Annotated in this window: 21 protein-coding genes; 10 read left to right on the forward strand and 11 right to left on the reverse strand. The window is 52.3% G+C overall.

What is annotated here, in order from left to right; genetic code table 11:
- Positions 1 to 89: 89 nt before the first annotated feature.
- The gene (locus tag DFR47_RS09200) at positions 90 to 1,382 is read right to left on the reverse strand and encodes a phosphatase PAP2/dual specificity phosphatase family protein (RefSeq protein WP_113944122.1); all 1,293 of its coding nucleotides are present in this window, start codon (positions 1,380 to 1,382) and stop codon (positions 90 to 92) included.
- Positions 1,382 to 3,157, reverse strand: coding sequence for a bifunctional alpha/beta hydrolase/class I SAM-dependent methyltransferase (locus tag DFR47_RS09205; RefSeq protein ID WP_113944123.1), 1,776 nt, complete (start codon positions 3,155 to 3,157; stop codon positions 1,382 to 1,384). The genes DFR47_RS09200 and DFR47_RS09205 overlap by 1 nt, the downstream gene beginning before the upstream one ends.
- A 110-nt stretch (positions 3,158 to 3,267) precedes the next feature.
- On the opposite strand from DFR47_RS09205, the gene DFR47_RS09210 reads away from it, so the two are divergent.
- Positions 3,268 to 3,873: a CDP-alcohol phosphatidyltransferase family protein gene (locus DFR47_RS09210; RefSeq protein ID WP_113944494.1), complete on the forward strand. Its 606-nt coding sequence runs from the start codon at positions 3,268 to 3,270 to the stop codon at positions 3,871 to 3,873.
- 3 nt (positions 3,874 to 3,876) lie between these two features.
- On the opposite strand, the gene DFR47_RS09215 is transcribed toward DFR47_RS09210, so the two are convergent.
- Together DFR47_RS09215 and DFR47_RS09220 are read right to left on the reverse strand one after the other, a co-directional pair.
- Positions 3,877 to 5,037: an aminotransferase gene (locus DFR47_RS09215; protein ID WP_113944124.1), complete on the reverse strand. Its 1,161-nt coding sequence runs from the start codon at positions 5,035 to 5,037 to the stop codon at positions 3,877 to 3,879.
- A gap of 197 nt (positions 5,038 to 5,234) precedes the next feature.
- Complete coding sequence (locus DFR47_RS09220) at positions 5,235 to 6,158, reverse strand: LysR substrate-binding domain-containing protein (RefSeq protein ID WP_113944125.1); 924 nt, start codon at positions 6,156 to 6,158, stop codon at positions 5,235 to 5,237.
- Between the two features lie 154 nt (positions 6,159 to 6,312).
- Here DFR47_RS09220 and lysA point away from each other — a divergent pair, with 154 nt between their 5' ends.
- The 6 genes from lysA (at position 6,313) to DFR47_RS09250 (ending at position 12,032) form a co-directional block, all read left to right on the forward strand.
- Positions 6,313 to 7,605 carry a diaminopimelate decarboxylase gene (lysA, locus tag DFR47_RS09225; protein ID WP_245416517.1) on the forward strand — a complete coding sequence of 431 codons (1,293 nt, stop codon included), beginning with the start codon at positions 6,313 to 6,315 and terminating at the stop codon, positions 7,603 to 7,605.
- A gap of 117 nt (positions 7,606 to 7,722) precedes the next feature.
- The gene (gene dapF / locus DFR47_RS09230) at positions 7,723 to 8,610 is read left to right on the forward strand and encodes a diaminopimelate epimerase (RefSeq protein WP_113944127.1); all 888 of its coding nucleotides are present in this window, start codon (positions 7,723 to 7,725) and stop codon (positions 8,608 to 8,610) included.
- Positions 8,611 to 8,851: 241 nt separating this feature from the next.
- Entirely contained in the window at positions 8,852 to 9,598 is a 747-nt protein-coding gene (locus DFR47_RS09235; RefSeq protein WP_113944128.1) for an amino acid ABC transporter ATP-binding protein, read from the forward strand.
- A 93-nt stretch (positions 9,599 to 9,691) separates the two neighbouring features.
- A complete protein-coding gene (locus tag DFR47_RS09240; protein ID WP_113944129.1) occupies positions 9,692 to 10,501 on the forward strand; it encodes an ABC transporter substrate-binding protein in 810 nt (269 codons plus the stop codon).
- A 141-nt stretch (positions 10,502 to 10,642) separates the two neighbouring features.
- On the forward strand, positions 10,643 to 11,341 hold the full coding sequence (locus DFR47_RS09245) for an amino acid ABC transporter permease (RefSeq protein ID WP_113944130.1): 699 nt from the start codon (positions 10,643 to 10,645) through the stop codon (positions 11,339 to 11,341).
- Between the two features lies 1 nt (position 11,342).
- On the forward strand, positions 11,343 to 12,032 hold the full coding sequence (locus tag DFR47_RS09250; protein WP_245416518.1) for an amino acid ABC transporter permease: 690 nt from the start codon (positions 11,343 to 11,345) through the stop codon (positions 12,030 to 12,032).
- 143 nt (positions 12,033 to 12,175) lie between these two features.
- Here DFR47_RS09250 and DFR47_RS09255 read toward each other — a convergent pair whose 3' ends face one another.
- Positions 12,176 to 12,430, reverse strand: coding sequence for a YjhX family toxin (locus tag DFR47_RS09255; protein ID WP_113944496.1), 255 nt, complete (start codon positions 12,428 to 12,430; stop codon positions 12,176 to 12,178).
- Between the two features lie 380 nt (positions 12,431 to 12,810).
- On the opposite strand from DFR47_RS09255, the gene DFR47_RS09260 reads away from it, so the two are divergent.
- Positions 12,811 to 13,569, forward strand: coding sequence for a gamma-glutamyl-gamma-aminobutyrate hydrolase family protein (locus DFR47_RS09260; RefSeq protein ID WP_113944131.1), 759 nt, complete (start codon positions 12,811 to 12,813; stop codon positions 13,567 to 13,569).
- Positions 13,570 to 13,727: 158 nt separating this feature from the next.
- On the opposite strand, the gene DFR47_RS09265 is transcribed toward DFR47_RS09260, so the two are convergent.
- The 6 genes from DFR47_RS09265 to DFR47_RS09290 form a co-directional block, all read right to left on the reverse strand.
- Positions 13,728 to 14,630 (reverse strand): carbohydrate kinase family protein, encoded by a 903-nt coding sequence (locus tag DFR47_RS09265; protein WP_113944132.1) that lies wholly within the window; start codon positions 14,628 to 14,630, stop codon positions 13,728 to 13,730.
- Complete coding sequence (locus tag DFR47_RS09270; protein WP_113944133.1) at positions 14,627 to 15,673, reverse strand: ABC transporter ATP-binding protein; 1,047 nt, start codon at positions 15,671 to 15,673, stop codon at positions 14,627 to 14,629. Before DFR47_RS09270 ends, DFR47_RS09265 begins: the two co-directional genes overlap by 4 nt.
- Positions 15,673 to 17,187: an argininosuccinate lyase gene (argH, locus tag DFR47_RS09275; protein ID WP_113944134.1), complete on the reverse strand. Its 1,515-nt coding sequence runs from the start codon at positions 17,185 to 17,187 to the stop codon at positions 15,673 to 15,675. The genes DFR47_RS09270 and argH overlap by 1 nt, the downstream gene beginning before the upstream one ends.
- 10 nt (positions 17,188 to 17,197) lie before the next feature.
- The gene (locus DFR47_RS09280) at positions 17,198 to 18,049 is read right to left on the reverse strand and encodes a carbohydrate ABC transporter permease (protein WP_113944135.1); all 852 of its coding nucleotides are present in this window, start codon (positions 18,047 to 18,049) and stop codon (positions 17,198 to 17,200) included.
- Positions 18,046 to 18,969 carry a carbohydrate ABC transporter permease gene (locus DFR47_RS09285; RefSeq protein WP_245416519.1) on the reverse strand — a complete coding sequence of 308 codons (924 nt, stop codon included), beginning with the start codon at positions 18,967 to 18,969 and terminating at the stop codon, positions 18,046 to 18,048. The genes DFR47_RS09280 and DFR47_RS09285 overlap by 4 nt, the downstream gene beginning before the upstream one ends.
- Positions 18,970 to 19,164: 195 nt before the next feature.
- Positions 19,165 to 20,412: a sugar ABC transporter substrate-binding protein gene (locus tag DFR47_RS09290; RefSeq protein ID WP_113944136.1), complete on the reverse strand. Its 1,248-nt coding sequence runs from the start codon at positions 20,410 to 20,412 to the stop codon at positions 19,165 to 19,167.
- 295 nt (positions 20,413 to 20,707) lie between these two features.
- Between DFR47_RS09290 and DFR47_RS09295 the strand changes: the two genes are divergently transcribed.
- On the forward strand, positions 20,708 to 21,922 hold the full coding sequence (locus tag DFR47_RS09295; RefSeq protein WP_113944137.1) for an ROK family protein: 1,215 nt from the start codon (positions 20,708 to 20,710) through the stop codon (positions 21,920 to 21,922).
- 29 nt (positions 21,923 to 21,951) lie between these two features.
- Positions 21,952 to 24,363: a PIG-L family deacetylase gene (locus DFR47_RS09300; RefSeq protein ID WP_113944138.1), complete on the forward strand. Its 2,412-nt coding sequence runs from the start codon at positions 21,952 to 21,954 to the stop codon at positions 24,361 to 24,363.
- The last annotated feature ends 4 nt before the right edge of the window (positions 24,364 to 24,367 follow it).

Genomic DNA, 24,367 nt, shown 5'->3' on the forward strand with positions numbered 1-24,367 from the left:
TTTTATTTTTGCTACCTAATAATTAGGCAAGTAACAGAATAAAACCTGTTTCGGCAATCCTTCGTTATATGACGGGCAATCCGGTAGATTTATTGATGATCGGGATAAAGGCGCACCGGCCTGCCGGTTTGACGGATCAGTTCTTCCGCTTTTTGACGATCCGCGACCTCACCGCTTTCAACAAGCCAGCGGGCAATGAGATTGGCACTACGCTGATAGCCCAATGCACAACAGATCAATGTCGGGCGTGGTGCATCATGAATGGCTGTTGTGGCAGCGTGTAAAGTGGCCAAATCCGGCTTGGCGAGATCCATCAGAGGGAATGCCTGCCAGTGCGATCTGCTATTGCGCGGAGCAATACATTCCGCTGTCATATCAATGATACGGGCATAGTTCTGTGTTTCTGAGCATTTCGGGAAACGCCCGAGATAGAGACCTTCAGTGATTTTAACCGCAGGCGGTTCGCGCCATGTCCATGCGATACGATTGAGCCTGAAAAATAAACGCAGCGGTAAGAACAGCCAGAAAGACGCGAGGCTGACAGAGCCGTCAGGGCGCTTCTGAAAGAATTTTGCGCCACCACCGCTATAGGCCAATCCCAAGAGTAACAATGCCAAGGCTGGCCAGAGCACCAGCAAGGCAACCGGATGTTGTGCTGTAAAGGTGAGGGAAAAAAGCAGCAGACCTGCTCCGCCGTAAATAGCGGCAAGCTGCAAGGCTTTGCGGTCGCGTGTGAGGCGATAATCCTGCCACGGAGTAACCCCTTCACGGGGAAACAGCCACAAAGCGAACAATCCGAGCAAAGCACCGGCTGGAATGTCGATAAAATGATGCTGCCATGTGGTGAGAACGGACAGAGCAATCAGCAAACACCAGCCATGCCAGATCATACGCCAAAATACGGGTAATCTGCCGCGCAGATGATCCCAGATGATAATTGCTAAGGCGATATGCAGCGAAGGTGCCTGATTGAACGGTTGGTCGAAATTGCCGAGCATGGTAAACAGCCCGCCGGAAAGGCCGGTTGTTACAGGCTTTTGCCATGTGATGGTCAGCGGAAAAGCGATGAAACAGACAAAGGCAATGCATTGTGCTGTGAGATAGCGGCCGATCAGCCGGTCTTGTGCTTGTTTGCTGGTAGCGGCCAAAACCGCGACAGCATAAAACAGATTGAGCGACCAATAGGGGATGATCGTCCAAGCCCAGAACGGGATTTGCTTTTCCCAATCAAAGACAATCTCCGGCACTGCAACGCGCCGCGATGCCAGCCAGTTCGCCAGCCCGTAAGTAGCATAAAACAGCGGGGCAAGAAGCAGCAGCCATAATATGCCCCGCCGGATCAATGCCGGATCTGTTTTATGCACTTCGGATTTAAGCTGCATTATTGCTCAATACGTTGCGCCAGTGACACGGTGAAAATGCCCCATTGGTCGATACGCTGTTCAATCTTGCGGAACCCTGCGGCCTCGACCAGCTGATCCATCTCATTTTGTGTACGGCGGCGCATCACCCATGCCTGACCGCCACGATGAGAGGTGAGTGCGCGGGCGATCATTTCCAGTTGCGGATGCCAAGGCTGATTGGTGTAAATCAGATAGCCACCACTTTGTACTGCTTGTGCCAGTCCTTGCAGCGATTTCGTGATCTGATCATTGTCGGCAAATAATTCATACAGGCCGGAGACAATAGCCAGATTAGGGGCTGTTTCTTCGTCTTTGCCGAGTGCCGCCAGTGCCTGTCCGTCGAAAGCATCACCTTCATGGAATTCGGCTTTACCTGAGAGATTGCGTTCCGCGATCAGCTGACGACCGGCCAGCACATTGATCGGGGAATAATCCTGTAAGCGCACTGAGGCAATTTCATCATCCTTAGTGGTGAGTGCATCCAGCACATAGCGACCGTGACCGGCGGCGATATCAAGAATACGCGCTGGCTTGCCGTCATCCTGCAAACGGGTAACAGCCTGCCGGATCAGCTCTTCCAGATGAATTTTGCGCTGGCGGATGCCGCGCCAGCCAATGGCGTTGAGGAAGGTTTTGTCGGTATAGCGGCCACCAGGGCCTAAGCCCTTCACCTCATTGCGATAAACGTAATCGAGCGTGGAACCGGAATCAAAACCGGTACGGACACCGGTTTTCAGCCCTTCCGAGAACAATGCGCCGATGCGGATAGATGCACGGGTCATGCCCCAATAGAAGCCGCGCGGACTGGTAATCGGCAATGGGGTAGCCAGCTGATCGGCCTCATCACGGGTATAGCCCTGAATATGGGCATTGAGCAGCGCGCTTTGTTGCGGTGCTTTGGCGAATTGCTGCTCAATGAAAGGCCGGATTTTGGTAAAAGCCAATGCGCGATCACGCTCGCCCAATGTGTCGTGATAGAAGCCTTTAAGCACATGACGCTCTTTAACAGGGCCTGCGAGATTTTCATAGAAACGATGCTGCGGTGCATCACGTACTACCCAGTCACGACCGGAAATCAGCACCTGTGTTGGCGTAGTAATCGCACGGGCATCGCGGACAATGCGGTTTGCATTCTCGTAAAGCTCCAGCAGAATATTGGAGGCAATCGGGCGGGTGATCAGCGGGTCATTTTCAAAGGATTCAATCCGCTCTTTGTCATGGGTCAGAAAACGGGCTTTGACATAGGAATTGACGAAGAATGTGCCTTTGAGCTTCTGCCAGAGCCAGATGCCTTCTTTGGCCAGCGGTACATAGAGTTTAACGTCAAAAGCCGGTGCAGCGAGTACCATGGCACGGATCGGCGGTGCATAATCATGCACCCATGTGGCACCGATAACCGCGCCGACACTCTGCGCAATCAGCGCCATGTCTTGTAATGCAAAGCCGTCAGTCTCGGTAATATGACGGGTAAAGCAATCAAGGTCGCGCACCGTGGTTGCAAAGGATGGCGAATAACCGCGCTGTCCTTGGGTGAGGCCGTGCCCACGCGCGTCCCATGCGTAGAAGCTGTAATTATCCAGCCCCAGCTCATCCACAATATGTGCAACACGACCGCTATGTTCATGCCCGCGATGCAGCAGAATGATTGCGCCTTCCGGTTTTTCACTTAAAGCAGGCCAGTGGCGAAAAAAGATTTCCTGCCGGTCATGGCTGATAAAATGCCGCTCAGTGCAATTGCGTTTTACCGAAGTCATAGGCCTGTCTTTCTTAAGGTGGCGTAGGAACAAATGATGTTTCGCTATTTATTGTAAGTCATTTAGACTAAACGATGTTTAAGAAAAATGATTTTGCAGTGAGATATAGCGTGTCTGTTTATCAGCTTAAGAGCCGCTTTCAGAATTTATTGCGCCCGCTAACCGGCCGATTGGCGCGCTGTGGTGTGACCGCTAATCAGGTGACGGTTACAGCAATGCTGATCTCTGTCGCTGTCGGCGCATGGCTGATGATCACGGATAATAAGACATGGTTCTGGCTCATTCCCGTATGGCTGTTTATCCGCATGGCAATGAATGCCATCGACGGGATGCTGGCGCGGGAATTCAATCAGAAAAGCACGCTGGGCGCATATCTCAACGAGATTGGCGATCTGGTTTCTGATACGGCACTTATCCTGCCGTTTCTCTGGATTGCACCGTTTCAGTCACAATGGATTGTGGTGATTATTGCGCTGGCCTTGCTCACGGAAATTGCCGGATTGCTGGCTCTGAGTGTCGGCGCGTCAAGGCGTTATGACGGGCCGATGGGCAAGAGCGATCGCGCATTATTGTTCGGCATCCTCGGTGGCTGGTTGGCCGTTGACGGCTTCCTGCCACAGTGGATGGTCTGGCTGCAACCACTGCTGATCGCGCTGTTATTATTGACGATTTTCAATCGCATCCGCAGAGGTTTCGTAGAAGTTGCAAAGGGCTGACTTTCAGCCCTGTTTTTCGCGCCAGTCACGCAGCCGGTTAATGGCACTCTCCAGCGTGTCGAGTTTTTTGGCGAAGCAAAAACGCACATGGCTGGTGATATTGCGCTCTGAATAGAAAGACGAAACCGGCACCGGTGTGACACCAGCCTCGCGGGTGAGGCGCTGACTGAAGGCGAGATCATCGCCGTTCTTGTCGAGAGTGCTGATATCAGCGATTGCGAAATATGTGGCGGGTGCAGTGGCTATGCTAAAACCGGCCTCACGCAGACCCGCATCAAGATAATCGCGACGTTTGGCCAGTTCCTCTCGCAAGCCGGTGAAATAGCTGTCCGGCAGATTGAGGCCAACCGCTACTGCGGCTTGCAATGCCGGCGGCGTGGTGAAGGTCATATATTGATGGACGCGGGAGATCACTTTCAGCAATTGCGCATCGGCAGTGATATAGCCAACCTTCCAGCCGGTGAGTGAAAAGCTTTTGCCTGCCGAGCCGATCCGCACCACACGATCGCGAATTTCCGGCAATGAAAACAGCGAGATATGTTTGTTGTCATCAAAGGTCAGATGTTCATAGACCTCATCAGCGATGATCGTGAGATTATGTTTCACCGCCACTTCCGCAATGAAACTCAGTTCCTCACGGGTAAAGACCTTACCGATCGGGTTCATCGGGTTGTTGACGACAATCAGGCGCGTGCGCGGAGTGATTGCATCGCTCAGTGCCTGCAAGGGTAATTCCCAATGGGGTGGTGACAGGCGCACCGGCACAACCACTCCACCGGCACGGCGGATTACCGGACTGTAGGAATCGTAAGCCGGTTCCAGCACAATCACTTCATCTCCGGAGTTAATCAGTGCGAAGAAACTGTCGGCCAGCGCCTCCGTTGCGCCGGAAGTGACAAGCACTTCTGTTTCCCAATCGGCTTCAATATTGAAGAACCGGCGGGCATTATCGGCCACGGCCTGACGCAGGGCAGGAAGACCGAGCATCGGCGGATATTGGTGCGAACCACTATGCAAGGCATCAGTTGCAGCCGCAATCAGTTCCTGTGGTTCCAGTCCCTCCGGAAAGCCCTGACCGAGATTAATGGCACCGGTTTCTGCGGCCAGTCGCGACATGATTTCAAACACAGATATGCCGGATGATGCGAAAACCGGATTGACCATGATAATCCCCTTAGAGCATCGGACCGATAAGTATTTTCGGTTTTCGGACGATTCCGATGCTAATCAAAGTTAGTTTTCCGCACTATAGAGCTCTGTTTTTAAACAAGAAAGCGGCCAGCAGCAGGAAAAACACAACTGTCCGGCTTTGTTTTCTCTAAGATGCGCTTTTCTGAGAATATTTTTTCAATGCTGAATCGTCAGGCGCAGAGATTACGGTTTTTGAGCTTTACCACATGCTCGTCCACGGCGCTGACGATGGATTGTACGAATTCTGCGCCCAATGCACCGCGGCGCAAATCTTCCGGTTGCCAGACATTCACATAATAGGGGATGGAATGACGGATTGGCCGGATCAGCAGGTTTTCGCTCTCAAACGCCAATGCACTCAGCGGGTTGATCACGGATATGCCGATGCCTGCGGCTACCAGCGAGCTGATGGAGGAGGCAGTCGTTGCCTCAATCGTCAGCTTGCGGTTGATGCCGGCATTGTTAAACCACTGATCAACCTGACGGCGGTAGTAATCTTCATCGGCATAATAAATGAAATTATGACCGGAGAATTGCTCAATATCGAGCCTGTCATAATCTGCCAGCGGATGCCCCGCAGGCATGATGCATAACAGATCACCGGTATAGATTTCCCGTGTGGCTGAAGCACTGAGATTGATATTGCCCTCAACCATACCGACATCAAAAAACTTGCTGAGCAGGTCGCGAGTCAGCGCACTTTCTTCCAGCGAGTGGATTTTAACGGAAGCCTGCGGATGTTCATTGAGAAATAGTTTGGTTGCCTGCGGAATAATCGCATGGGCATAGGCCGGCAGACAGGCAACGGACACACGTTGTAAATTATCGCCGCGAATAGCGCGCGCGGTGCGGGCAATTTCTTCAATACTCACAAATGAGCGCTGCACAATCACATTGAGTGCTGCTGCCTGCTGGGTCGGCTTCAGGCGGCGGTTGTCACGATGGAACAGTGTGAAACCGAGCGTCGCTTCCAGATCTTTCAGCTCACGGCTGATGGTCGGCTGGGAGGAGCCGAGATGATCCGCAGTTTCGGTGACATTCAGGGTCTGCATCAGCGATTGAAAAATTTCCAGCTGGCGATGGGTCAGACGCATGATTTTCCCCTTTCAGAATGACGGCCTTACGATACGCATTAAGCATATCAAAAATGAATATTAAAGGTATTATTATGAATTTGACCACAGGTGGGCGTCTGATAGTTTGAAATCAGTAATGATAGAGCGGTCTGCCAGCAGGATTCCGCTTTGAATGTTTGAGGGTAGAATGACCACTGAGTTCTCACGTCCGCATGTTGCACATTTCGGTTATAAAAACGGCACTTTAAGCGTTGAAAATGTTGCTGTTTCCGCAATTGCTGAAAAATATGGCACACCGTTTTATGTCTATTCGGCCACAGCGGTGCGTGAGCGTGTTGCAAAGCTGCGTGCGGCGCTTGAAGGTCTCAATGTTCAGATCTGCTATGCGGTGAAAGCGAATAATAACCTGTCACTGTTGTCTCTTCTGGTTGAAGAAGGCTGCGGCATGGATATCGTGTCGGGTGGTGAAATGCACCGTGCGCTGGCCGCCGGTTCGCCTGCAGACAAAATCGTATTCTCCGGCGTCGGCAAAACCGATGAGGAAATTGCTGCCGCTTTGACGGCCGGTGTGCATCAGCTAAACATTGAATCCATTGAAGAACTGGATGCGATTTCCCGCGTTGCGCTTAAGCTGAAAAAAGTGGCGACTGTTGTGCTGCGCATCAATCCTGATGTGGATGCGCTGACTCATCCGAAAATCACCACCGGCACCAGCAAGAACAAATTCGGTATTGCCTATGCTGATGCGCTGAACACTTATGCAGCCGCTTCTGCGCGCAAAGAAATCAATGTTGTTGGTATTGCCGTTCATATCGGCTCGCAGATTACCGATGTTACGCCGTTCCGTCAGACTTTTGAACGTCTGGCACAGCTGACGAAAGCAATCCGCGCCAAAGGCCTGACGATTTCCCGACTTGATCTCGGTGGTGGTCTTGGTGTGTCCTATGATGGCTCCGCCGGTATGGATGTCGATGCCTATGCTCAGACATTGCGTGAAACGCTTGGCGATATTGATTGCGAGCTGACCATGGAACCGGGTCGCTTCATTATTGCGGAAGCCGGTGCGCTGGTAACCAAAGTGCTCTATGGCAAAAATCAGGGCAATGCGAAATTCTCAATCGTTGATGCAGCAATGAATGATCTGATGCGTCCGGCACTTTATGATGCTGTGCATCCGGTCTGGCCGGTGCGTGAACCGGCAGCAGATGCAGAGACCCTGCCGGTTAATCTGGTTGGCCCTGTTTGCGAAAGCTCAGATACATTTGGTGAGTTTGACCGTTTGCCAGCACTGGAGCGTGGTGATCTGGTGATGCTCGGTGTGGCTGGTGCCTATGGTGCAACAATGTCGTCCACCTATAATGCGCGTCCGCTTGTTCAGGAAGTGCTGGTTCAGGGTGATACATTCAAGCTGGTACGCCGTCAGTGGACGGTGGAAGATGCATTGATGCTTGAGCGTGATCTTTGATCACGCCAGAACGCAAATGATGAGCGTGATCTTTAAGATACGCTCTTAAACCAAGGGAACGGTTGGGAGGCCGTTTCCTGAGGTTATCGTTAAGATAACCCGAAGGGAGGGGGAAATATGGGGCCATATTCCGCAGCGGTGCAGGGAGATGCCGCAGGAATTTTTTTCATCAAAACCCACGGGCTGGGTAATGATTTTGTGCTGATTGACGGACGGAAGCAAGTTTTCCGGCCGCAAGCGGCATATATTGCGCAAATTTGCGACCGGCACCTCGGTGTCGGCGGCGATCAGCTTCTGGTGCTGGAAGCACCGCAAACTGCCGGTGCCGATGTGCGGATGCGCATTTATAATGTGGATGGCGCTGAGGCGCAGACCTGTTTTAATGCCACGCGCTGCGCTGCATTTCTGTGGATGCAGGAAGCCGGCAAAACTTCTGTTACCTTAGAAACACTTGGCGGGCTGATTGAAGCCCGTATGGCCGATGCTGAAAATGGCGTGCCGCGTGTCAGCCTGTATCTGGCGCCTGCGATCACGGACTGGCAGGCTATTCCCTTGGCAGGGCCGTTAAAAAACCATGCAGGCAGCCTCAATCACGGGCCGTTGTCGGAGCCTTTTGCCGTCAATATGGGCAATCCGCATCTGGTCTATTTTGTGCCGGATTATGATGCGGTGGATGTCCCGCGTGAAGCCGCTGTGGTGCAGAACAGCAGCTATCTTCCGGAGCAGGCGAATATCGGGGTAGCTGAGTTGTTGCCTTCTGAAGGGGACGAGGCACAGCTGAAACTGGTGGTTTATGAGCGGCCAGGTATCCTCACTGAGGCTTGTGGCAGCGGTGCCTGTGCCGCGGCTGTTGCGGCTGTGCGCAGTGGGCGGACAAATCAGAAAAATTTCCGTGTGTTCATGCCGGGCGGGGCTTTACAGGTCAAGTTATGTGCTGATGATAGGATCATCCTGACGGGGGATGTCGCTGTCGCATTTTATGGATTTCTGCCAGACGGAAGATAGAGCAATTTTATAAGTTTTATAGCATTTCCAGCAAAAGTGGGAACCGGTTTTGCGTTGGATAATGCGTAAAAACAAATAGTTACAGCGGTTCCAACGATTCAGCCTTAACTGGAGCCGCTGTAAGGTCTGATTATTACGCAGTTTCGGACGGATCGAAGCGGGATTAGAAATCAATTCGGTGAATTGATTTCCCCGCGAAGGCGGTATCCACTTTTCCTGAAACTGCTTGAGAGGGGGAATAATGGCTTTTATATCGGTTGACCATGTCAGCAAGACCTATCCTGCGACCAGCAATGGCAAGGCGCATCGTGCGCTCGGTGACGTGTCTTTCTCGGTAGAGAAAGGCGAAGTTTTGGTAATTATCGGTCCGTCTGGTTCCGGAAAAAGCACTTTGCTGCGTACGCTCAATGCACTGGAAGTGATTGATAGCGGAACCATCAGTGTCAATAATCTGCTGATCTCTGACCCGAAAACCGATCTCAATCATGCCCGTTCGGAAATCGGCATGGTGTTCCAGCATTTCAATCTGTTTCAGCATAAGACCGCATTAGAAAATGTGGTTTTACCACAAACGGTTGTACTGAAACGCTCGAAAGCAGAAGCGGTGAAAGTCGCACAGGATATGCTGGCACGTGTGGGTATTGCCGAACGTGCAGGCCATTATCCGAGCCAGCTTTCCGGCGGGCAGCAGCAGCGCGTGGCGATTGCCCGTGCTTTAGCGATGAACCCGAAAGTCATGTTGTTTGATGAAGCAACATCGGCGCTTGATCCGGAAATGGTTGGCGGCATTCTCGATCTGATGAAAGAACTGGCAAAATCCGGCATGACCATGGTTGTAGTAACCCATGAGATGGGCTTCGCCCGTGAAGTGGCTGATCGTGTGATCTTCATGGATGAAGGGCAGATTGTCGAAACCGGCACGCCGGATGTGCTGTTTTCCAAGCCCGAGCATCAACGCACGCGGCATTTTCTCGAACAGGTTCTGTAAAAAGGGATACAGGCAGGGGGATGCCTGTTGGAATATAACGGAAATAAATGCCCGATAAACAAGGGTAATCCATATAATAACGAGGAGAACATCATGAAATTTCTGAAGAAAATTGCATTATCCATCGGAATGCTTGCAGGTGTTGCAGCATTGTCCGCCGCTACTGCGAATACTGCCAGCGCCGGTGCGATGGAAGATATTCTGAAGCGCGGTGAGCTGCGTGTTGCTGTGCAGACGCAAGGTGCACCGGTTAGCTTTATCAATAAAGACGGCAAACAGACCGGTCTGGCTGTGGAACTTGCCCGTATGATGGGTGAAGATCTCGGCGTTAAAGTTGTGTTTCAGGATTATGACTGGAAGGGCCTTATTCCGGCATTGCTGGCAGGCAAAGTGGATATGATTGCCGCCGATATGACACCGACCCCGCAGCGCGCGGCACAGCTGCTGTTCTCGCGCCCGATGTTCTACGAAGAAACGGTTGCGGTGGTGAAGAATGATTCACCACTGGCCAAATGGGAAGACCTCAATCAGGAAGGGCTGAATATCGGCTCCACACAGGCCAGCTCCTATAGTGAAGCCATCAAGAAGTTCATGCCGAAAGCAACCCTGAAAGAGTTTACCGGTGGTACCGCTGCAGTTGCGCAGGCACTGTCGGCCGGTCGTATTGATGCAACGGTTTCCGACCTCGGTAATGTGACCAACTTCGTCAATGAATTCGGTAATCTGAAAATTCTTGACGGTATCATTGTCAAAAACCCGCTTGCTTTTGCCGTGCGTCCGGATGAAGTGCATCTGAAACTCTGGCTCGACAATTATGTGGAGCTGATCACCTCTGACAAGCGTCTCGATCAGATGGTCAATTACTGGTGGAACACCACTGACTGGGAAAAAGACCACAAATAACAATGCGTTATTCTCTGCCTGCTCAACAGGCAGGCAGAGGATTTTTGTCTGAGGCACGATTGCTGTTTTCAGAATGGCTTGAAACTATTTTGCGGCATCGCACTGAAACAAATGCGGCTGCAAAATATTCGGGATCGCATAATGTCATCATTTATTCTCGACTATTTTAATTACCGCATTGTTGCACAATATCTGGATCGTTTTGCCGAAGGTTTGGGTAATACGCTCATTGCAACAGGCGTGAGTTTTGTGCTGTCTTTTGTGCTCGGCACGATCATGGCGATTATTATGTTCACGCAGTGGAAAGTGCTGCGGAGCCTGATACAGGGCTATGTGACATTCATCCGCTCCACACCGCTGCTGGTGCAGATCTATCTGGTTTATTTCGGTCTGCCGGTCTTGCTGCCTTTTACCGCCAAATGGCCGGAGATGTGGCTTGGCATTGCGGCACTGGTGATTAACTGTACGCCTTATATGTCCGAGATTATCCGCACGGGTATCGGCTCTGTGCCGCGCGGGCAGGTAGAGGCAGCCAAAGCTGTCGGCATGAGCTACGGGCAGCGTCTTATCCATATCGTGCTGCCGCAGGCTTTTGCCAATGTTATCCCGCCGGTTCTCGGGCAAACGGCAGTGCTGATTAAAGATACTTCATTGTTATCCCTGATCACTGTCTTCGAATTTACCAGTGCCGGTTTGTTGCTCAACAGCGAGCGGGTGCGGCCGAATGAGAGCTTTCTGACAATCGCTGCCGGATATCTCGCCATCTATTGTGTGATGCTGTTCCTTTCGCATCAGGTGAAAAAGAAACTGGCAGGTCCTGCCTGGGCGGCGAAAGGCTGATATGATGATTGAATATTATTGGAAGCTGACAGTCTCGGTGATGCCGTTCCTCTGGCAGGGATTTAAAGAGACTTTTACGGTCTCGCTGGTGGCTATTCTGGCAGGTTCTCTGATCGGCACGGTTATCGGCATTATTCGTAGCTACCGTATTCCGGTGCTGACGCAAATTTTCGGCGCTTATGTGCATGTTTTACGTGGCACGCCGTTTCTGGTGCAGCTCTATGTGTTTTACTTCGTGCTGCCCAATACCGGTATTGAATGGCTGAGCTGGGATTCCAGCACAGCCGCTTTCGTGGCGCTGTCGCTCTATACTTCCTGTTATGTGTCGGAGATTGTCAGCAGTGCGATTGATGCAGTACCGCGCGGGCAATGGGAAGCAGCAACAGCGGTGGGCATGAACCAGTTGCAGAAATTGTGGCATGTGATTTTACCGCAGGCCCTGAAGCTGACCATTGCACCGATGAGCAGTGTCTATGTGATCATCATCAAAAGTACCGCTATTCTCTCGGTGATCGGCATTGCAGAACTGACCCGTCAGGGAGAGGTGTCGATGCTGCGTTTCCCTCGTGATGTGTTGTTTATCTACGGGCTGATTGCACTGGTCTATTTCATCTATTGTTATCCGATCCTCAAATTTTCCAAATGGGCGGAGAACAAGATCAGCGGCTCACAGCGTCTGTCGTTAGACTAAAAATAAAAAACGCAGCATCAGAAGATGCTGCGTTTTTAAAGCATTTCACAGTCAAGTTGCATCAACTTGACGGCAGGGATAATGCGACCAACAAAGAGCTAGAGCAAGCACCATGATCTAATCTGGATGTAAACCGCTCTAGCTTATGCATTGCGGGCAATTTGCAAGCTCGCAATACCGTGTTTGGAGATGCGGTAAGCGCTGCCGTTGAATGAGGCAATCAGCTTTTTGGCGCGCAGTCTTTTGAAGGTCTGCAAATCCGTACCATCAAGAAACCAGCCCTCACGGGAGATGAAATCGACATCAATAATTTTGCCCTTGTCATCTTTTTCCGGTTCGATCCGACCACCTTTTGCCAGCATATCGAGGATACGGCGCTCAAAACGGGAGATATTCATGGCTGTCTCCGTGATTTGAAACGGCAAAACAGCGCACACAAGCCACGTCTGCGTGGCAGCATGCTTTGGAAAGTCATGGGAATTGTCCTGAAAAGGAGAGAAATTTTGGCGCAAGCCGTTGGAGCCTGTTTTGTTACAGGCGGCTCTGCTTCTGCAGAGGATCAACGATGAACAATGCTGCGCATAAAACTCCTTTGAAGAACTACCGAAAATATAGATGCGAAATATGGTAAAAACAAGGGCACAAATATGCAGTAACAAACGACAATTGTTGATCGCAAAATTGCATCATCCCAGATGATAATAGCGCTTGTTTTTCACCCGCAGAGCCTGTTCATTCAGAACTCTGATTTCTTGTTTCATAATAAAAGCACGGCACAATGACACAGCATAAACTCTTCCGTCCGATCATCGGTGTGACACTCGACAGTGAGGAAGGCGGCGGCTTTTCGGATTCCCCATGGTATGCAATCCGTCAGAATTATCTGTCCTGCCTTGAAGAGGTGGGCGCTGTGCCGATTGCGCTGCCGCATCTGGCCGAACTGGCAGAACATTATCTGAATATGATTGACGGGCTGGTTGTAACCGGTGGTGCTTTTGACGTGCCGCCTGCCATGTTCGGTGAGGAAGCCCGTACTGACACCATTCGTCTGAAACCGGCACGGACAAAATTCGAGGCTGCTGTTTTGCGCGGTGCGCTTGAACGTGACATGCCGGTGCTGGGCATTTGCGGCGGACATCAGCTTCTGGCTGTGATCGCCGGTGGTACTCTTGTGCAGCATATTCCGGATGAGGTTGCGGGAGCGCTTGAACATTCCGTTTCCAAGGATACGGAAAATGCCGGTGGCAAGGAACGTGCAGGGCATAGTATTGCAATTGAACAAGACAGCCTGCTGGCCAAGCTGATTGGGACAACCGGTCAGCATGTGAACAGCTCGCATCACCAGTCAGTACGCACGGTTAAAGCGCCGATGCGTGTGACAGCAACGGCTGAAGACGGTGTGATCGAAGCAATTGAGCATACCGGCAAGAGCTTTGCCATTGGGGTGCAATGGCATCCGGAGTATAAGCAAATGGAAGGCGATGTGCATTTGCTCGCGGCTTTTTGTGCTGCCGCCGAAGCCTATCATAATCGCTGATTATAATTCGGCCTGTTAAAACAAAACGCCCCGTATAAAATACGGGGCGTTTTGTTTAGAGCATAATTCCTTAAACTTAGAGCAGTTTAAGGTAAAATTATGCTCTGATTTTAAAGTATTAGAGCGACCTTTGGGCATCCAAGAGAACGCCCGGCGCTCTAATTGCTATTTTTCAGGAGTATTGATGTGCCGCCTGCCGCTTGCACGGCAAGACTGCCGGACTGAATACCGGCATTGAGTGCTGTTTGTGCATCTGCGCCTGAAAGCCATGCATTGATGAAGCCGGCATTGAACGCATCTCCTGCGCCTGTGGTATCAATAACCGGCACATTCTCAGCTTTGGCGTGAAGATTATGCTCTTTTGAACGCAGCCATGCGCCTTCCGCGCCGCCTTTAAGGACGGTTACCGGAAAGGTCTCCGCGAGCTTATTCAGCGCATCTTGCGGGTTTGCAAATCCGGTTATGGCTAATGCTTCTTCATTATTCGGCAGGAAAATATCGACACCTGCGCAAGCCTTGAGTAGTGCGGGATCATAGATCAGGGTTTCATCCCAGCTCGGATCAAGCGAGACTGTGAGACCTTTGGCTTTCGCGCGGCTGACAAGATCAGGGATCTCATGCAATGTCGCATATTCTGCAATATGTAAGTGTCCGGCCTGTGCCCAGTCGAGGGCAGCATCAAGCGTGGCAGGAAGTGCAGTGCCTGCACGGCGTGACAAGAAGGCACGGTCGTTGCCGATAATACTGGCGACTGTTACCTGCGGCCCTGCATCGGCTGAGCGCTCCAAAAACTGCAAATCAATGCCGGTTGCCTCCAGCTCCGGTGCCAGACCTGCGGATAGTGCATCCAGTCCGAGCCGTGCCACAAGTGCGGTTGCACGGCCGGTATGCGCCAGATGCGCAGCAGTGATATAGGCACCGCCACCGGCGGCCATTTTCATGTCATCAGCAAAGACTTCACGTCCCGGTTCCGGCAAGGCTGCCAGACCGGTAAAAATCAGATCGCAATAAATCCGTCCGATGCTGAGAACAGCCGGATGCTGATTGTCTTTCAAATTCATAGACGTCCCAGACTTTTCTCTGTCGCCTTGTCAAACAGATAGAGGCTGCCTGCTGCCGCACGTGCAGTAAGAGTGCTGCCAGTGGCCGGAATGAATTTCCCCGATGCGGTGGCTATGACCGATGTTCCTTGTACATCAAAATGCACCAGTGTTTCAGGTCCCAGCGGTTCAGCGGCGGTGACTGTGCCGGTTAGTTCAATACCGGTCGTCATTTTGCTTTCATCGCCGGTGACAACCATCAGATCATGCGGGCGGATGCCGACCAGAATGTCGCCATCCGGTTTGAATTCGATGCTGTTACCGTTTTTGCGGCCTGCAATGAGGTTCATTGACGGGCTGCCGATAAAGCGGGCAGTGAAGACATCAATTGGATTTTCGTAGAGCTCGGTTGGTGTGCCGGTCTGCAAAATATTACCATCTCGCATCACCACAATCCGGTCTGCCATAGTCATGGCTTCTACCTGATCGTGGGTCACATAGACGGTTGTGGTCTTTAGGCGCTGATGCAGACGTTTGATCTCAATACGCATCTGGGCGCGCAATTGCGCGTCAAGATTGGACAGTGGCTCATCAAAGAGGAACGCCGACGGATTGCGTACCATTGCGCGGCCGATAGCAACACGCTGACGCTGACCGCCGGAGAGTGCGGCAGGACGACGATCCAGATATGGCTCAAGGCCGAGAATTTTTGCAGTTTCTTCAATGCGGGCATTTTTATCCGCATTGGAGACTTTGGAGGTATAGAGGCCGAAACCGATATTCTGACGCACAGTCATATGCGGATAGATCGCATAATTCTGGAACACCATCGCAATATTACGCTGTTTCGGGTCACGTTCATTGACGAGTTCGCCACCGATTTTCAGCTCGCCGCCAGAAATATCTTCCAGACCGGCAATCATGCGCAGGGTCGTGGATTTACCGCAGCCGGACGGTCCGACGAAAACGACAAATTCGCCATCGGCAATTTGCAGATCAATGCCGCGCACGGCTTCCACTTTGCCATAGCGCTTAACCAGCTTGTTCAGTTCAATCGTTGCCATCAGCGTTTCTCCACCAAGGCCTGAAATTTATCATTGAGCTCGCGTGCGGCTTTGGCCTCGTCTGCGGCTTGTGTGTCTGCAAGGCTTGCAAAGGCATTGGCCTGATCGCGATATGCTGTCAGTGCCTGTGTCATCGGCTCAGGGGCAGGGCCGCCGAAACGATCCCGCACGGTGATGAAATGCTCCGGCGATACCAGCTCTTCAAACTTTGTGCGGTCAAAAGACGGGTCTCGGCCTGCTGCATGTTTAAAGGCTTCCAGAAACGGCTCATAACCGTCTTGTGCGAGGCCACCACCTTTGGCAACAACGGCTTTTGCCACAGTTGCCGCAATCTCATGCGCCTGACGGAAGGACAGATCTTCAATCCGTACCAGTGAATCAGCCAGCTCGGTAATAGTGATGCAGGAGCGGCGGATATTATCGGCAACACGTGCCGGATCAATACGGATGGCCTGCACAAAGGCTGCCAGCAGATCGAGAACACGACCGGCAGACGCAAAGGCCTCATAGCCCATCTGTTGGGTTTCACCCTCACTGTCATTCATATCGGTGAAAGGCGTATTATGGATCACATCCAGCACCGTGCGGGCGCGTCCCATGGTCTGGCTTGCCAGATGGCGCATATGCTCAATCGGCACCGGATTGCGCTTCTGCGGCATAATCGAGGAGATCTGTACAAAAGCATTCGGCACATAGATCTGGCCAACCTCGAAGCTCGTCCAGAACTGGAAATCCTGAATGAGACGGCCGAGATGGATAAACATCAGCTCAATCGCGGAATAGGTTGAGGTGATGTAATCCGAAGCGGCAATACAGCTGTAAGAATTGCGTAAAGGCGCGGCAAAGCCCAACAGGTCGGCCACGCGTGCGCGGTCGATGGGAAAACCTGAGGTGGTGATGGCTGCCGCGCCCATAGGTGACAGGTTGACGATTTCACGCGCTGTTGCAAAACGCTGCATATCACGGATCAGCACTTCAATCGCTGCGGACAGATAATGGCCGAAGGTTGACGGTTGTGCAGGCTGACCATGCGTATAGGCAACGATTAGTGTTGTCTGTTCACGGTTTGCAGTTTCAATCATCGCATCGAGCAGATGACGGGACTTGGCCAGCAGCACATCAATATGTTCTTTAAGGCCGAGTTTGAACAGCGTGTGGTCGATATCATTGCGTGAACGTGCGGTATGCAGGCGACCGGCAATATCCGCACCGAGGCGGGACTTCAGTTCTTTCTCGATCAGGAAGAAGAAGTCCTCAACTTCACCGGTATAGATGAGGGATACTGGATCAATATCACGGTCGATCTGTTCCAGCGCACCGGCGATTGCCGATGCCTGTTTTTCGTCGAGAATGCCGGTTTCCGTCAGCATGACCAGATGGGCGCGATCAATACGGCGGAAGCTTTCGACATGATGGGTTTTAGCGCCGTCAAAAAGCGGTTTCAGCACAGTCTCTTTGTAGACCGGATCAGGGAAAACGCTTTTATCGGCAAGGCGCGGATCGTTTACAGACATAATAGTATCCTTATCCCTTCAGACCGGCCAGCATGACGCCGCGCACGATATAGCGCTGTAGCAGCAGGAACACGAGCAGGGTTGGCAGGGTGGCGATAGCGGCGCCGGTCATAATCATTTCCCACTGGATCGATTGCTCAACCGCGAAACTCGAAAGCCCGACAGGCAATGTGTAGAGTTCCTTGCTGGTGGTGACGATCAGCGGCCAGAAGAAGGCTGTCCAATTGCCTAGGAAGGTGAAGATTGCCAGAGCCGACAGTGCCGGTGTGACCAGCGGCATAGCCACTTTCCACCAGATCTGGAATTCGTTCAGACCATCCACACGGGCAGCTTCGAGGAAGTCATTTGGCACACCTTCAAAGAACTGTTTCATCAGAAAGGTGCCGAATGCTGTCATCATACCCGGGAACATGATGCCCCAATAGCTGTCGAGCCAGCCGAGTTTGCTCGACATCAGATACCATGGGATCACCAGCATTTCAGTCGGGATCATCAGTGTTGAGAGGATCGCAAGAAAGATGAAGTGGCGACCACGGAACTGGAACTTTGCCAGCGTATAGCCAACCAGACTGTCGAAAAACACATTGGATAATGTGACGACAACCGCGACGAACATCGAGTTGAAGAACCAGCGCAGGAAGCGGCCGTCTGCCAGAATGGTGACATAGTTCTGCACGGTCGGTTCAGCCGGTATCAGACGCAGATCATAAACTTGGGCCGCGGTTTTGAACGAGGTTGAGAACATATAGGCCAGCGGCGTGACCATGATGATGCCGCCGATAAACAGCAGCGTCCATGTGAGAACGCGGCCTGGCCGGATATTCGCAAACGGGAGTGCCGGTGTTTTGGTTTCAGCGGTCATTTCTTTTCCCTCAAAACCCACAGCTGCAACAGTGAGACAACCAGCAGAATGGAGAACAGCACGACTGTCTGTGCAGCGGCATAGCCCATGGCATAAGACGAGAAGGCGGTTTGATAGATCATCATTACCAATGGCTTGGTGGAGCCAAGCGGGCCGCCCGGATCATAGGTGGTCATGTTATAGACCTGATCGAAAATACGCAGGAAGCCGATGGACGAGAAGACGACCAGAAACACGGTTGTCGGTTTCAGTAATGGTATGGTGATTTTGCGCAAAATTGCCCAGTCACCCAAGCCGTCAATGCGGGCGGCTTCATAATAGGTGTTAGGGATAGCGCGCAGACCAGCCATGAAAATAATGATCTGGAAGCCAAGACCAGCCCAGATGGAGGTCGCCATAATGGAATAGAGCGCCTGATCGACAGACCGTAAGAATGTCTGCTGTGGCAGGCCGAGGCTGCTGAGCATATTATTGATCACGCCGATTGGTGCCGGCTGATAGAACCAGCGCCACACCCAGCCCATTGCCGCCGCAGTGGTAAGAAAGGGTAGGAAATACAGACCACGGATCAGCCCGTGCATGAAACGAACACGATCCAGATAATAGGCGATGACAAAAGCAATAAACAGGCTCACGGGCGTGCCGATAAGCAGGTAAGTGAACGTGTTTTTGAACACTTTCCAGAATTGCGGATCAGCGAACAGTTTTTCATAATTCGCGAGGCCGATAAATTTTGGCGGTTTCATCAGATCCCAGTTAGTCAGCGATAACCAGAATGCTTCAACGGTAGGATAAAACCGGATGACCGTATAAAACAGGATAGGGATACTCAGAAAGCTCCATACCCAGATCAGCCGCCTTGTGCGCATAGGCAGGCGGTTCCAGAAAGTATCACCGGAGCGGGCAGCCGTCACAGTCATGGTTCGAAATACCTTATGGTACGGGAGCATATCCGGCGAAACGGCATTGCAGCTCTGTCCGGAAATATGCCTCAACAAATATCAAAGGCCATAGCCGGTTCCGGCTTTATGCGGTGGCATCCGCAGTTTCATGGCTTGGCGATGAAACGAAATCCGCTGTGCCGATATGATGATGGCACAGCGGATAATCAGATTTTACTGAGCGTCGTCGATAATAGTCTGCTCAGCCTTGGCAGCTTGTGCAAGGGACTCTTTCACAGGCTGTTTTTCAAGAATGACACGGTTCACCATATCCATTGCTGTCTGGCGCTGGGCAGCTTCATCCACAAACATGGTGGTGTGAGCATAATCCAGACCTTTCAGGAACGGGCCGTAGATCGGGTCTGCCAGATTAGCTTCGGTTTGGGCAACCGCACGACGGGCAGGCAGCTCGCCAACTTCCTTGAGCCAGATTTCCATCGCTTCCGGCGAGGAAATATAGTTCAGGAACTTCTTGGCGGCTTCAAGCTTTTCGCCCTTAGCGTTAGCACCGATACCATTAGCAAAATAGCTGGCATAGTTGGAACGCACGCCGTCGGCATTGGCCGGCAGTTCGGTTACACCCCATTCAAAGTCTTTAATGGTGCGGAATGCGCCAAGACGGAATGTGCCATCCACAGTCATAGCGGCCATACCTGCGCGGAATGCAGCCTGACCTTCATCCATGAATTTCGGCTCGCCGACTTTCTTTTCGGTTTGCAGATCGGTGTAGAATTTCAGCGCCTTTTCACCGGCTTCGGAATCATAGGCGACTTTGCGGTCATTATCAGTGTAAGGCACGCCGCCATATTGACGGATCAGAACTTCACGCCACCAATGGTGATCCTGACCAGCCATATCCATGGTGATACCGGCAGTGGTCAGATTGCCGTTTGCATCGCGTTTTGCGGTTTTTTCCGCAGCGGCAACCAGTTCATCCAGTGTTTTTGGCGGGTTTTTCGGGTCAAGACCGGCTTCTTCAAAGAGCTTCTTGTTGTAGAACAGTGCCAGCGAGCGCACAGCGGTTGGCAGGCCATAATAATCATCGCCGCGCTTCATCGCGCTGGTGATCGGGAAGAAATCGCTCTCGATCTTATCATGCGGGAATGTATCGGTTGGCAGCGGCTGCAAAATGCCACCGGCAACGAATTTATCGAGCCAGCCGTAGAAAAGCTGCATCACATCAGGGCTGTTGCCGGCCATTTTGGCCGCAATTACGCGGGTCTGATAGTCATCATAAGGGAATGTGGTATGCTTGACCTTGATGTCCGGATTGGCTTTTTCGAAATTCTCGATCAGCTTATCCATCGCTTTGACGCGGGACTCAAAAACATATTGCCAATATTCAATTTCAACAGCCTGTGCAGCGTTAAACGCCATGGTGCTGAAACCTGCGATCAGTCCCGCAAATAACAATTTACGCATGTAAACCTCCCCTTATGGCCTCCGGCTTTTGCCGGTCTCAGGCTAAAAACAGTTATGATCCATACCTTTATCCAAAACCGGTGCACGTTTTTGGGGCATGCCGTTCTGCGAGACTTTCAAAAAATATCGTTCGTTTGAATGTCCTTGCAGTGCCGGCTGCGTTTTCCTCCGCAGATCTGTTGTTTACGGTCACTATTTTACGGGGTTTTGTCAATAAGATAATTTACTTGAGTTAATATATTGCGGTTATGAAAGCTCTCGCTTATCATTTTTGAGACGGGCAGGACGGAGCAGCATGGGCGAACAGCCGACATATTCACAATCAGGGACACAACTGATCACTTTGGGCAAAAACCCTGAGCGAATCCGCGATCATAACCGTCGCGTGGTGTTGGATATTGTGCGCCAGCACGGCTCGCTGGGGCGTATGCATATTGCGCGTCTGACCCATCTGACCGCTCAGGCGATTGCCAATATTGTCGATGAGCTGGTTTGTGAAAATCTGTTGATGGAGACCGGACGACTCAAATCCGGCCGTGGGCAGCCGCCGAAACAGTTCGCGGTGAACCCCGATGGTGCTGTGACTGTTGGGGTGGAAATGGCATCTGATCATATGGTGACAACGGTGCTTGATCTGACAGGGCAGCCCCGTTCGCGCTATATCAAGCCGGTGCAGGATACCAGTCCTGCCGCGCTGTCAAACTTGCTGCGCATCGAGGTGGATGCCGTCAAAGCGGAATTCTCTGCGCCGCTGTTGGGCGTCGGTGTGGTGATGCCGGGGCCGTTTGATATTGAGGGCATGACCTCCGTTGGCCCGACAACGCTGCTCGGCTGGTCCGGTGTGGATGCGGCGGCGCTGTTGAGTGAAGCCTGTGGTGAGCCGGTCACCGTTGAGAATGACGCCAATGCCGCAGCCGTCGGCGAGCGTCTGTTCGGTGCAGGCCATGCGATTTCGTCATTCGCGATGATTTATTTTGGTGCCGGTGTTGGCCTGGGGCTGATACAGGACGGCGTGCCGTTTCGCGGTGCTTTCGGCAATGCCGGTGAAATCGGGCATATTGTCGTGGCGCCGAATGGCAGGACTTGTCCTTGCGGGCAGGCCGGTTGTCTGGAGCGCTATGCTTCTTTGCATGTTTTGCGTGAAAAACTGGCTGTAGCTGGTGTTACAACAACGGATTTCGACGATCTGCAGACGTTGTATGACAATCATCATCCGGTGCTGATCAGCTGGATGGACGAGGCCGCGCTTTATCTCGCACCGATGATTGCCATGATTGAAAATATTCTCGATCCGGAAACCGTTATTCTGAGCGGTATGCTGCCCGACGCACTTATTGACGGATTGATTGCCCGTATGGGGCAATTGCCGATTTCTGTCGCCAGCCGCCGCAGCCGTGCTTTACCGCGTGTGGTTCGCGGCGCGACCGGCCAATACACAGCGGCGCTGGGTGCGGCCGCTCTGCCTTTGTTTGAGGCAATGACACCAAAACTGGATACACTGACTGATTAATCACCTGTGCAGACAGGGGAGGAGGAACCGTGCTGAGTGACCGTCAAAGAATAGAAAAGCAAAAATCAGCACCGGCTCTGATCCGTCTGCATCATGCATTAAGCCGGTTACGCTCGGTTGTGACTGTGATGAATACCGGCGCGCATCCTGATGATGAGCAAAGCGGATTACTGGCCTTCTTCCGGTTTGGTGCCGGTATGCGGGTGATTGTCGGTTGTTCTACCCGTGGCGAGGGCGGACAGAATGCTTTGGGACCGGAGCGCGGCGGTGCGCTGGGACTGATGCGCTCGCGGGAAATGGAAGAGGCTGCACGGGAACTGGACTGCGATATTGTCTGGCTTGGTCATGGGCCTGATGATGCAGTGCATGATTTCGGTTTCTCTAAAGACGGCGACCGTACTTTTGATCGCTGGGGTGAGGATCGCATTGTCGAACGTCTCGTGCGGGCTTATCGCAGCGAGCGGCCTGATATTGTTATTCCGACTTTTCTGGATGTACCGGGGCAGCACGGTCATCACCGTGCGATGACGCGAGCGGCGGAACGAGCGTTTACGCTGGCCGCAAATAATCAGGCTTTTCCGGAGCATTTTGCGCAAGGATTGAAGCCATGGCAGGTTGCAAAATATTATCTTCCTGCATGGTCGGGGGGTGGTGATACCTATGATGATGAGGTGCCGCCGCCGGAAACAACGCTGACTGTGCGGGCTGAGGGGCGTGAACCGGCAACGGGTGCGGATTATGACCGGATCGGTGAATGGTCGCGCTATTATCATGCATCTCAGGGGATGGGGTATTGGAAAGAGCAGCCAAAAACCGAATGGCCGCTGCATTTGTTACTGGCTGAGCAGACTGGCAAAGAGAGTTCTATTTTTGAGAACCTGCCTGTCAATTTAAGTGATCTGGCTACGGAAGCAGATTTGCCTGCCGTTATGGCACAGGCTTTGCAGGATGCACAAAAAGCCATTGATATGGCTATTGCTGCTTTCCCTGCACGGGAAGCAATCATTGCTCATCTGGTGACAGCGGCGCAAAAGATTGAGGATATTCGTGCTCATGCATCGGCTGCTTTTCTGGAAGAACATGCGCATCGTTTACAGCGCAAAAAAGCAGAAATTGATCATGTTCTGATCGAAGCCGCCGCGATCTTTGACGGGGCTGAGCTGATACCGCCTGTTTTATCGCCGACCAGTGAAGCCTTGCTGAAGGTTGGTTTATCACAACAGAGTGCACATTATCAGACAAAGGCTGAGCCGGTTTTGCCAGAGCATTGTACGGCCTATCTGGCGGCGCCGTCCGCTTCTGGACGATCTTTTGATGTCAAGGCAGGTGCAGATGCGGCTTTCAGCCCGCTCTATCGGCCTTTTTGGTCTGCGCTCGGCGGTAATGGTGATTTTTATGTGCGTGTAACGGCACAATTCTCCGGCTATCAGGCTCAGGCGCATTTTGATCTGGCTGAACAATTTGCGCTGGTTCCTGCCCAGTCTGTGCGGATTGAGCCGGAAGCCCTGATTGTGCCGCTTGATCAGGCGGATCAAATGCAGTGGCCGGTGCATGTGACTGTGAGCGGGGATCAGCAGCCTGTGCGGTTTATCAGCGATGGCGGTTGGTCAGTCGCGCAGAAAGAAGGGGATGCAACACTTTGCGCGCCGGAAAAACCGGCAGCAGGGTTGTTCCAGTTGAAAACACAAATTGCCGGTCGTGATGCTGTGCGGCTGACCCCGATTACCTATCCGCATATCGGACAGGTGATCTATCGCGAGCCGGAAATACTCAATATTCTGGCACTGGATCTGAAGCTGCCGCAGGGTGCCAAGATCGGTTATATCGGGGGTGGTGCTGATCGCGCCGGCCTGTGGCTGAGCCGTATGGGGCTTGATGTAACAGAGCTGGAGCCGAAACATCTGGCCGGTGACTTGCAGCACTTCACCGCCATTGTTGTCGGGATATTTGCCTTCGGCATAAGGCCGGATCTGGCTGAGGCAACTGCGCGCTTACATGCCTATGTTGAAAACGGCGGGCATCTGGTGACGCTGTATCACCGCCCAACGGATGGCTGGAAACCTGCTGCTACTCCGCCACGGCATATAAAGATTGGCTCGCCGTCTTTGCGCTGGCGGGTGACCGACCCCGCAGCGCCAGTAACTGTGCTGGAACCGGAACATAAATTGCTCAACTGGCCGAACCGGATCACAGCTCAGGATTGGGAAGGCTGGAATAAAGAGCGCGGCTTGTATTTTGCCTCGCAGTGGGATGAAGCCTATCAACCGCTCTTGTCTATGCATGATGCCAATGAACAGCCTTTAACCGGCGCTTTGCTTTCTGCCCGTATCGGAAAAGGGCGGCACACGCATACCAGTCTTGTGCTGCATCACCAGATGGACAAGCTGGTTGCAGGAGCATTCTGCCTGATGGCTAATCTGGTGAGCGGGGAAGCTGAATAAAGTA

Origin of the sequence: Pseudochrobactrum asaccharolyticum, from assembly GCF_003314995.1 — a bacterium.
Lineage (GTDB): Bacteria > Pseudomonadota > Alphaproteobacteria > Rhizobiales > Rhizobiaceae > Pseudochrobactrum > Pseudochrobactrum asaccharolyticum.

Coding starts and splice junctions, on each gene's coding strand:
- DFR47_RS09200 (WP_113944122.1), bottom strand. CDS start 1,382: ATGCAGCTTAAATCCGAAGTGCATAAAACAGATCCGGCATTGATCCGG.
- DFR47_RS09205 (WP_113944123.1), bottom strand. CDS start 3,157: ATGACTTCGGTAAAACGCAATTGCACTGAGCGGCATTTTATCAGCCAT.
- DFR47_RS09215 (WP_113944124.1), bottom strand. CDS start 5,037: ATGGTCAATCCGGTTTTCGCATCATCCGGCATATCTGTGTTTGAAATC.
- DFR47_RS09220 (WP_113944125.1), bottom strand. CDS start 6,158: ATGCGTCTGACCCATCGCCAGCTGGAAATTTTTCAATCGCTGATGCAG.
- lysA (WP_245416517.1), top strand. CDS start 6,313: ATGTTTGAGGGTAGAATGACCACTGAGTTCTCACGTCCGCATGTTGCA.
- dapF (WP_113944127.1), top strand. CDS start 7,723: ATGGGGCCATATTCCGCAGCGGTGCAGGGAGATGCCGCAGGAATTTTT.
- DFR47_RS09235 (WP_113944128.1), top strand. CDS start 8,852: ATGGCTTTTATATCGGTTGACCATGTCAGCAAGACCTATCCTGCGACC.
- DFR47_RS09240 (WP_113944129.1), top strand. CDS start 9,692: ATGAAATTTCTGAAGAAAATTGCATTATCCATCGGAATGCTTGCAGGT.
- DFR47_RS09245 (WP_113944130.1), top strand. CDS start 10,643: ATGTCATCATTTATTCTCGACTATTTTAATTACCGCATTGTTGCACAA.
- DFR47_RS09250 (WP_245416518.1), top strand. CDS start 11,343: ATGATGATTGAATATTATTGGAAGCTGACAGTCTCGGTGATGCCGTTC.
- DFR47_RS09255 (WP_113944496.1), bottom strand. CDS start 12,430: ATGAATATCTCCCGTTTTGAGCGCCGTATCCTCGATATGCTGGCAAAA.
- DFR47_RS09260 (WP_113944131.1), top strand. CDS start 12,811: ATGACACAGCATAAACTCTTCCGTCCGATCATCGGTGTGACACTCGAC.
- DFR47_RS09265 (WP_113944132.1), bottom strand. CDS start 14,630: ATGAATTTGAAAGACAATCAGCATCCGGCTGTTCTCAGCATCGGACGG.
- DFR47_RS09270 (WP_113944133.1), bottom strand. CDS start 15,673: ATGGCAACGATTGAACTGAACAAGCTGGTTAAGCGCTATGGCAAAGTG.
- argH (WP_113944134.1), bottom strand. CDS start 17,187: ATGTCTGTAAACGATCCGCGCCTTGCCGATAAAAGCGTTTTCCCTGAT.
- DFR47_RS09280 (WP_113944135.1), bottom strand. CDS start 18,049: ATGACCGCTGAAACCAAAACACCGGCACTCCCGTTTGCGAATATCCGG.
- DFR47_RS09285 (WP_245416519.1), bottom strand. CDS start 18,969: ATGACTGTGACGGCTGCCCGCTCCGGTGATACTTTCTGGAACCGCCTG.
- DFR47_RS09290 (WP_113944136.1), bottom strand. CDS start 20,412: ATGCGTAAATTGTTATTTGCGGGACTGATCGCAGGTTTCAGCACCATG.
- DFR47_RS09295 (WP_113944137.1), top strand. CDS start 20,708: ATGGGCGAACAGCCGACATATTCACAATCAGGGACACAACTGATCACT.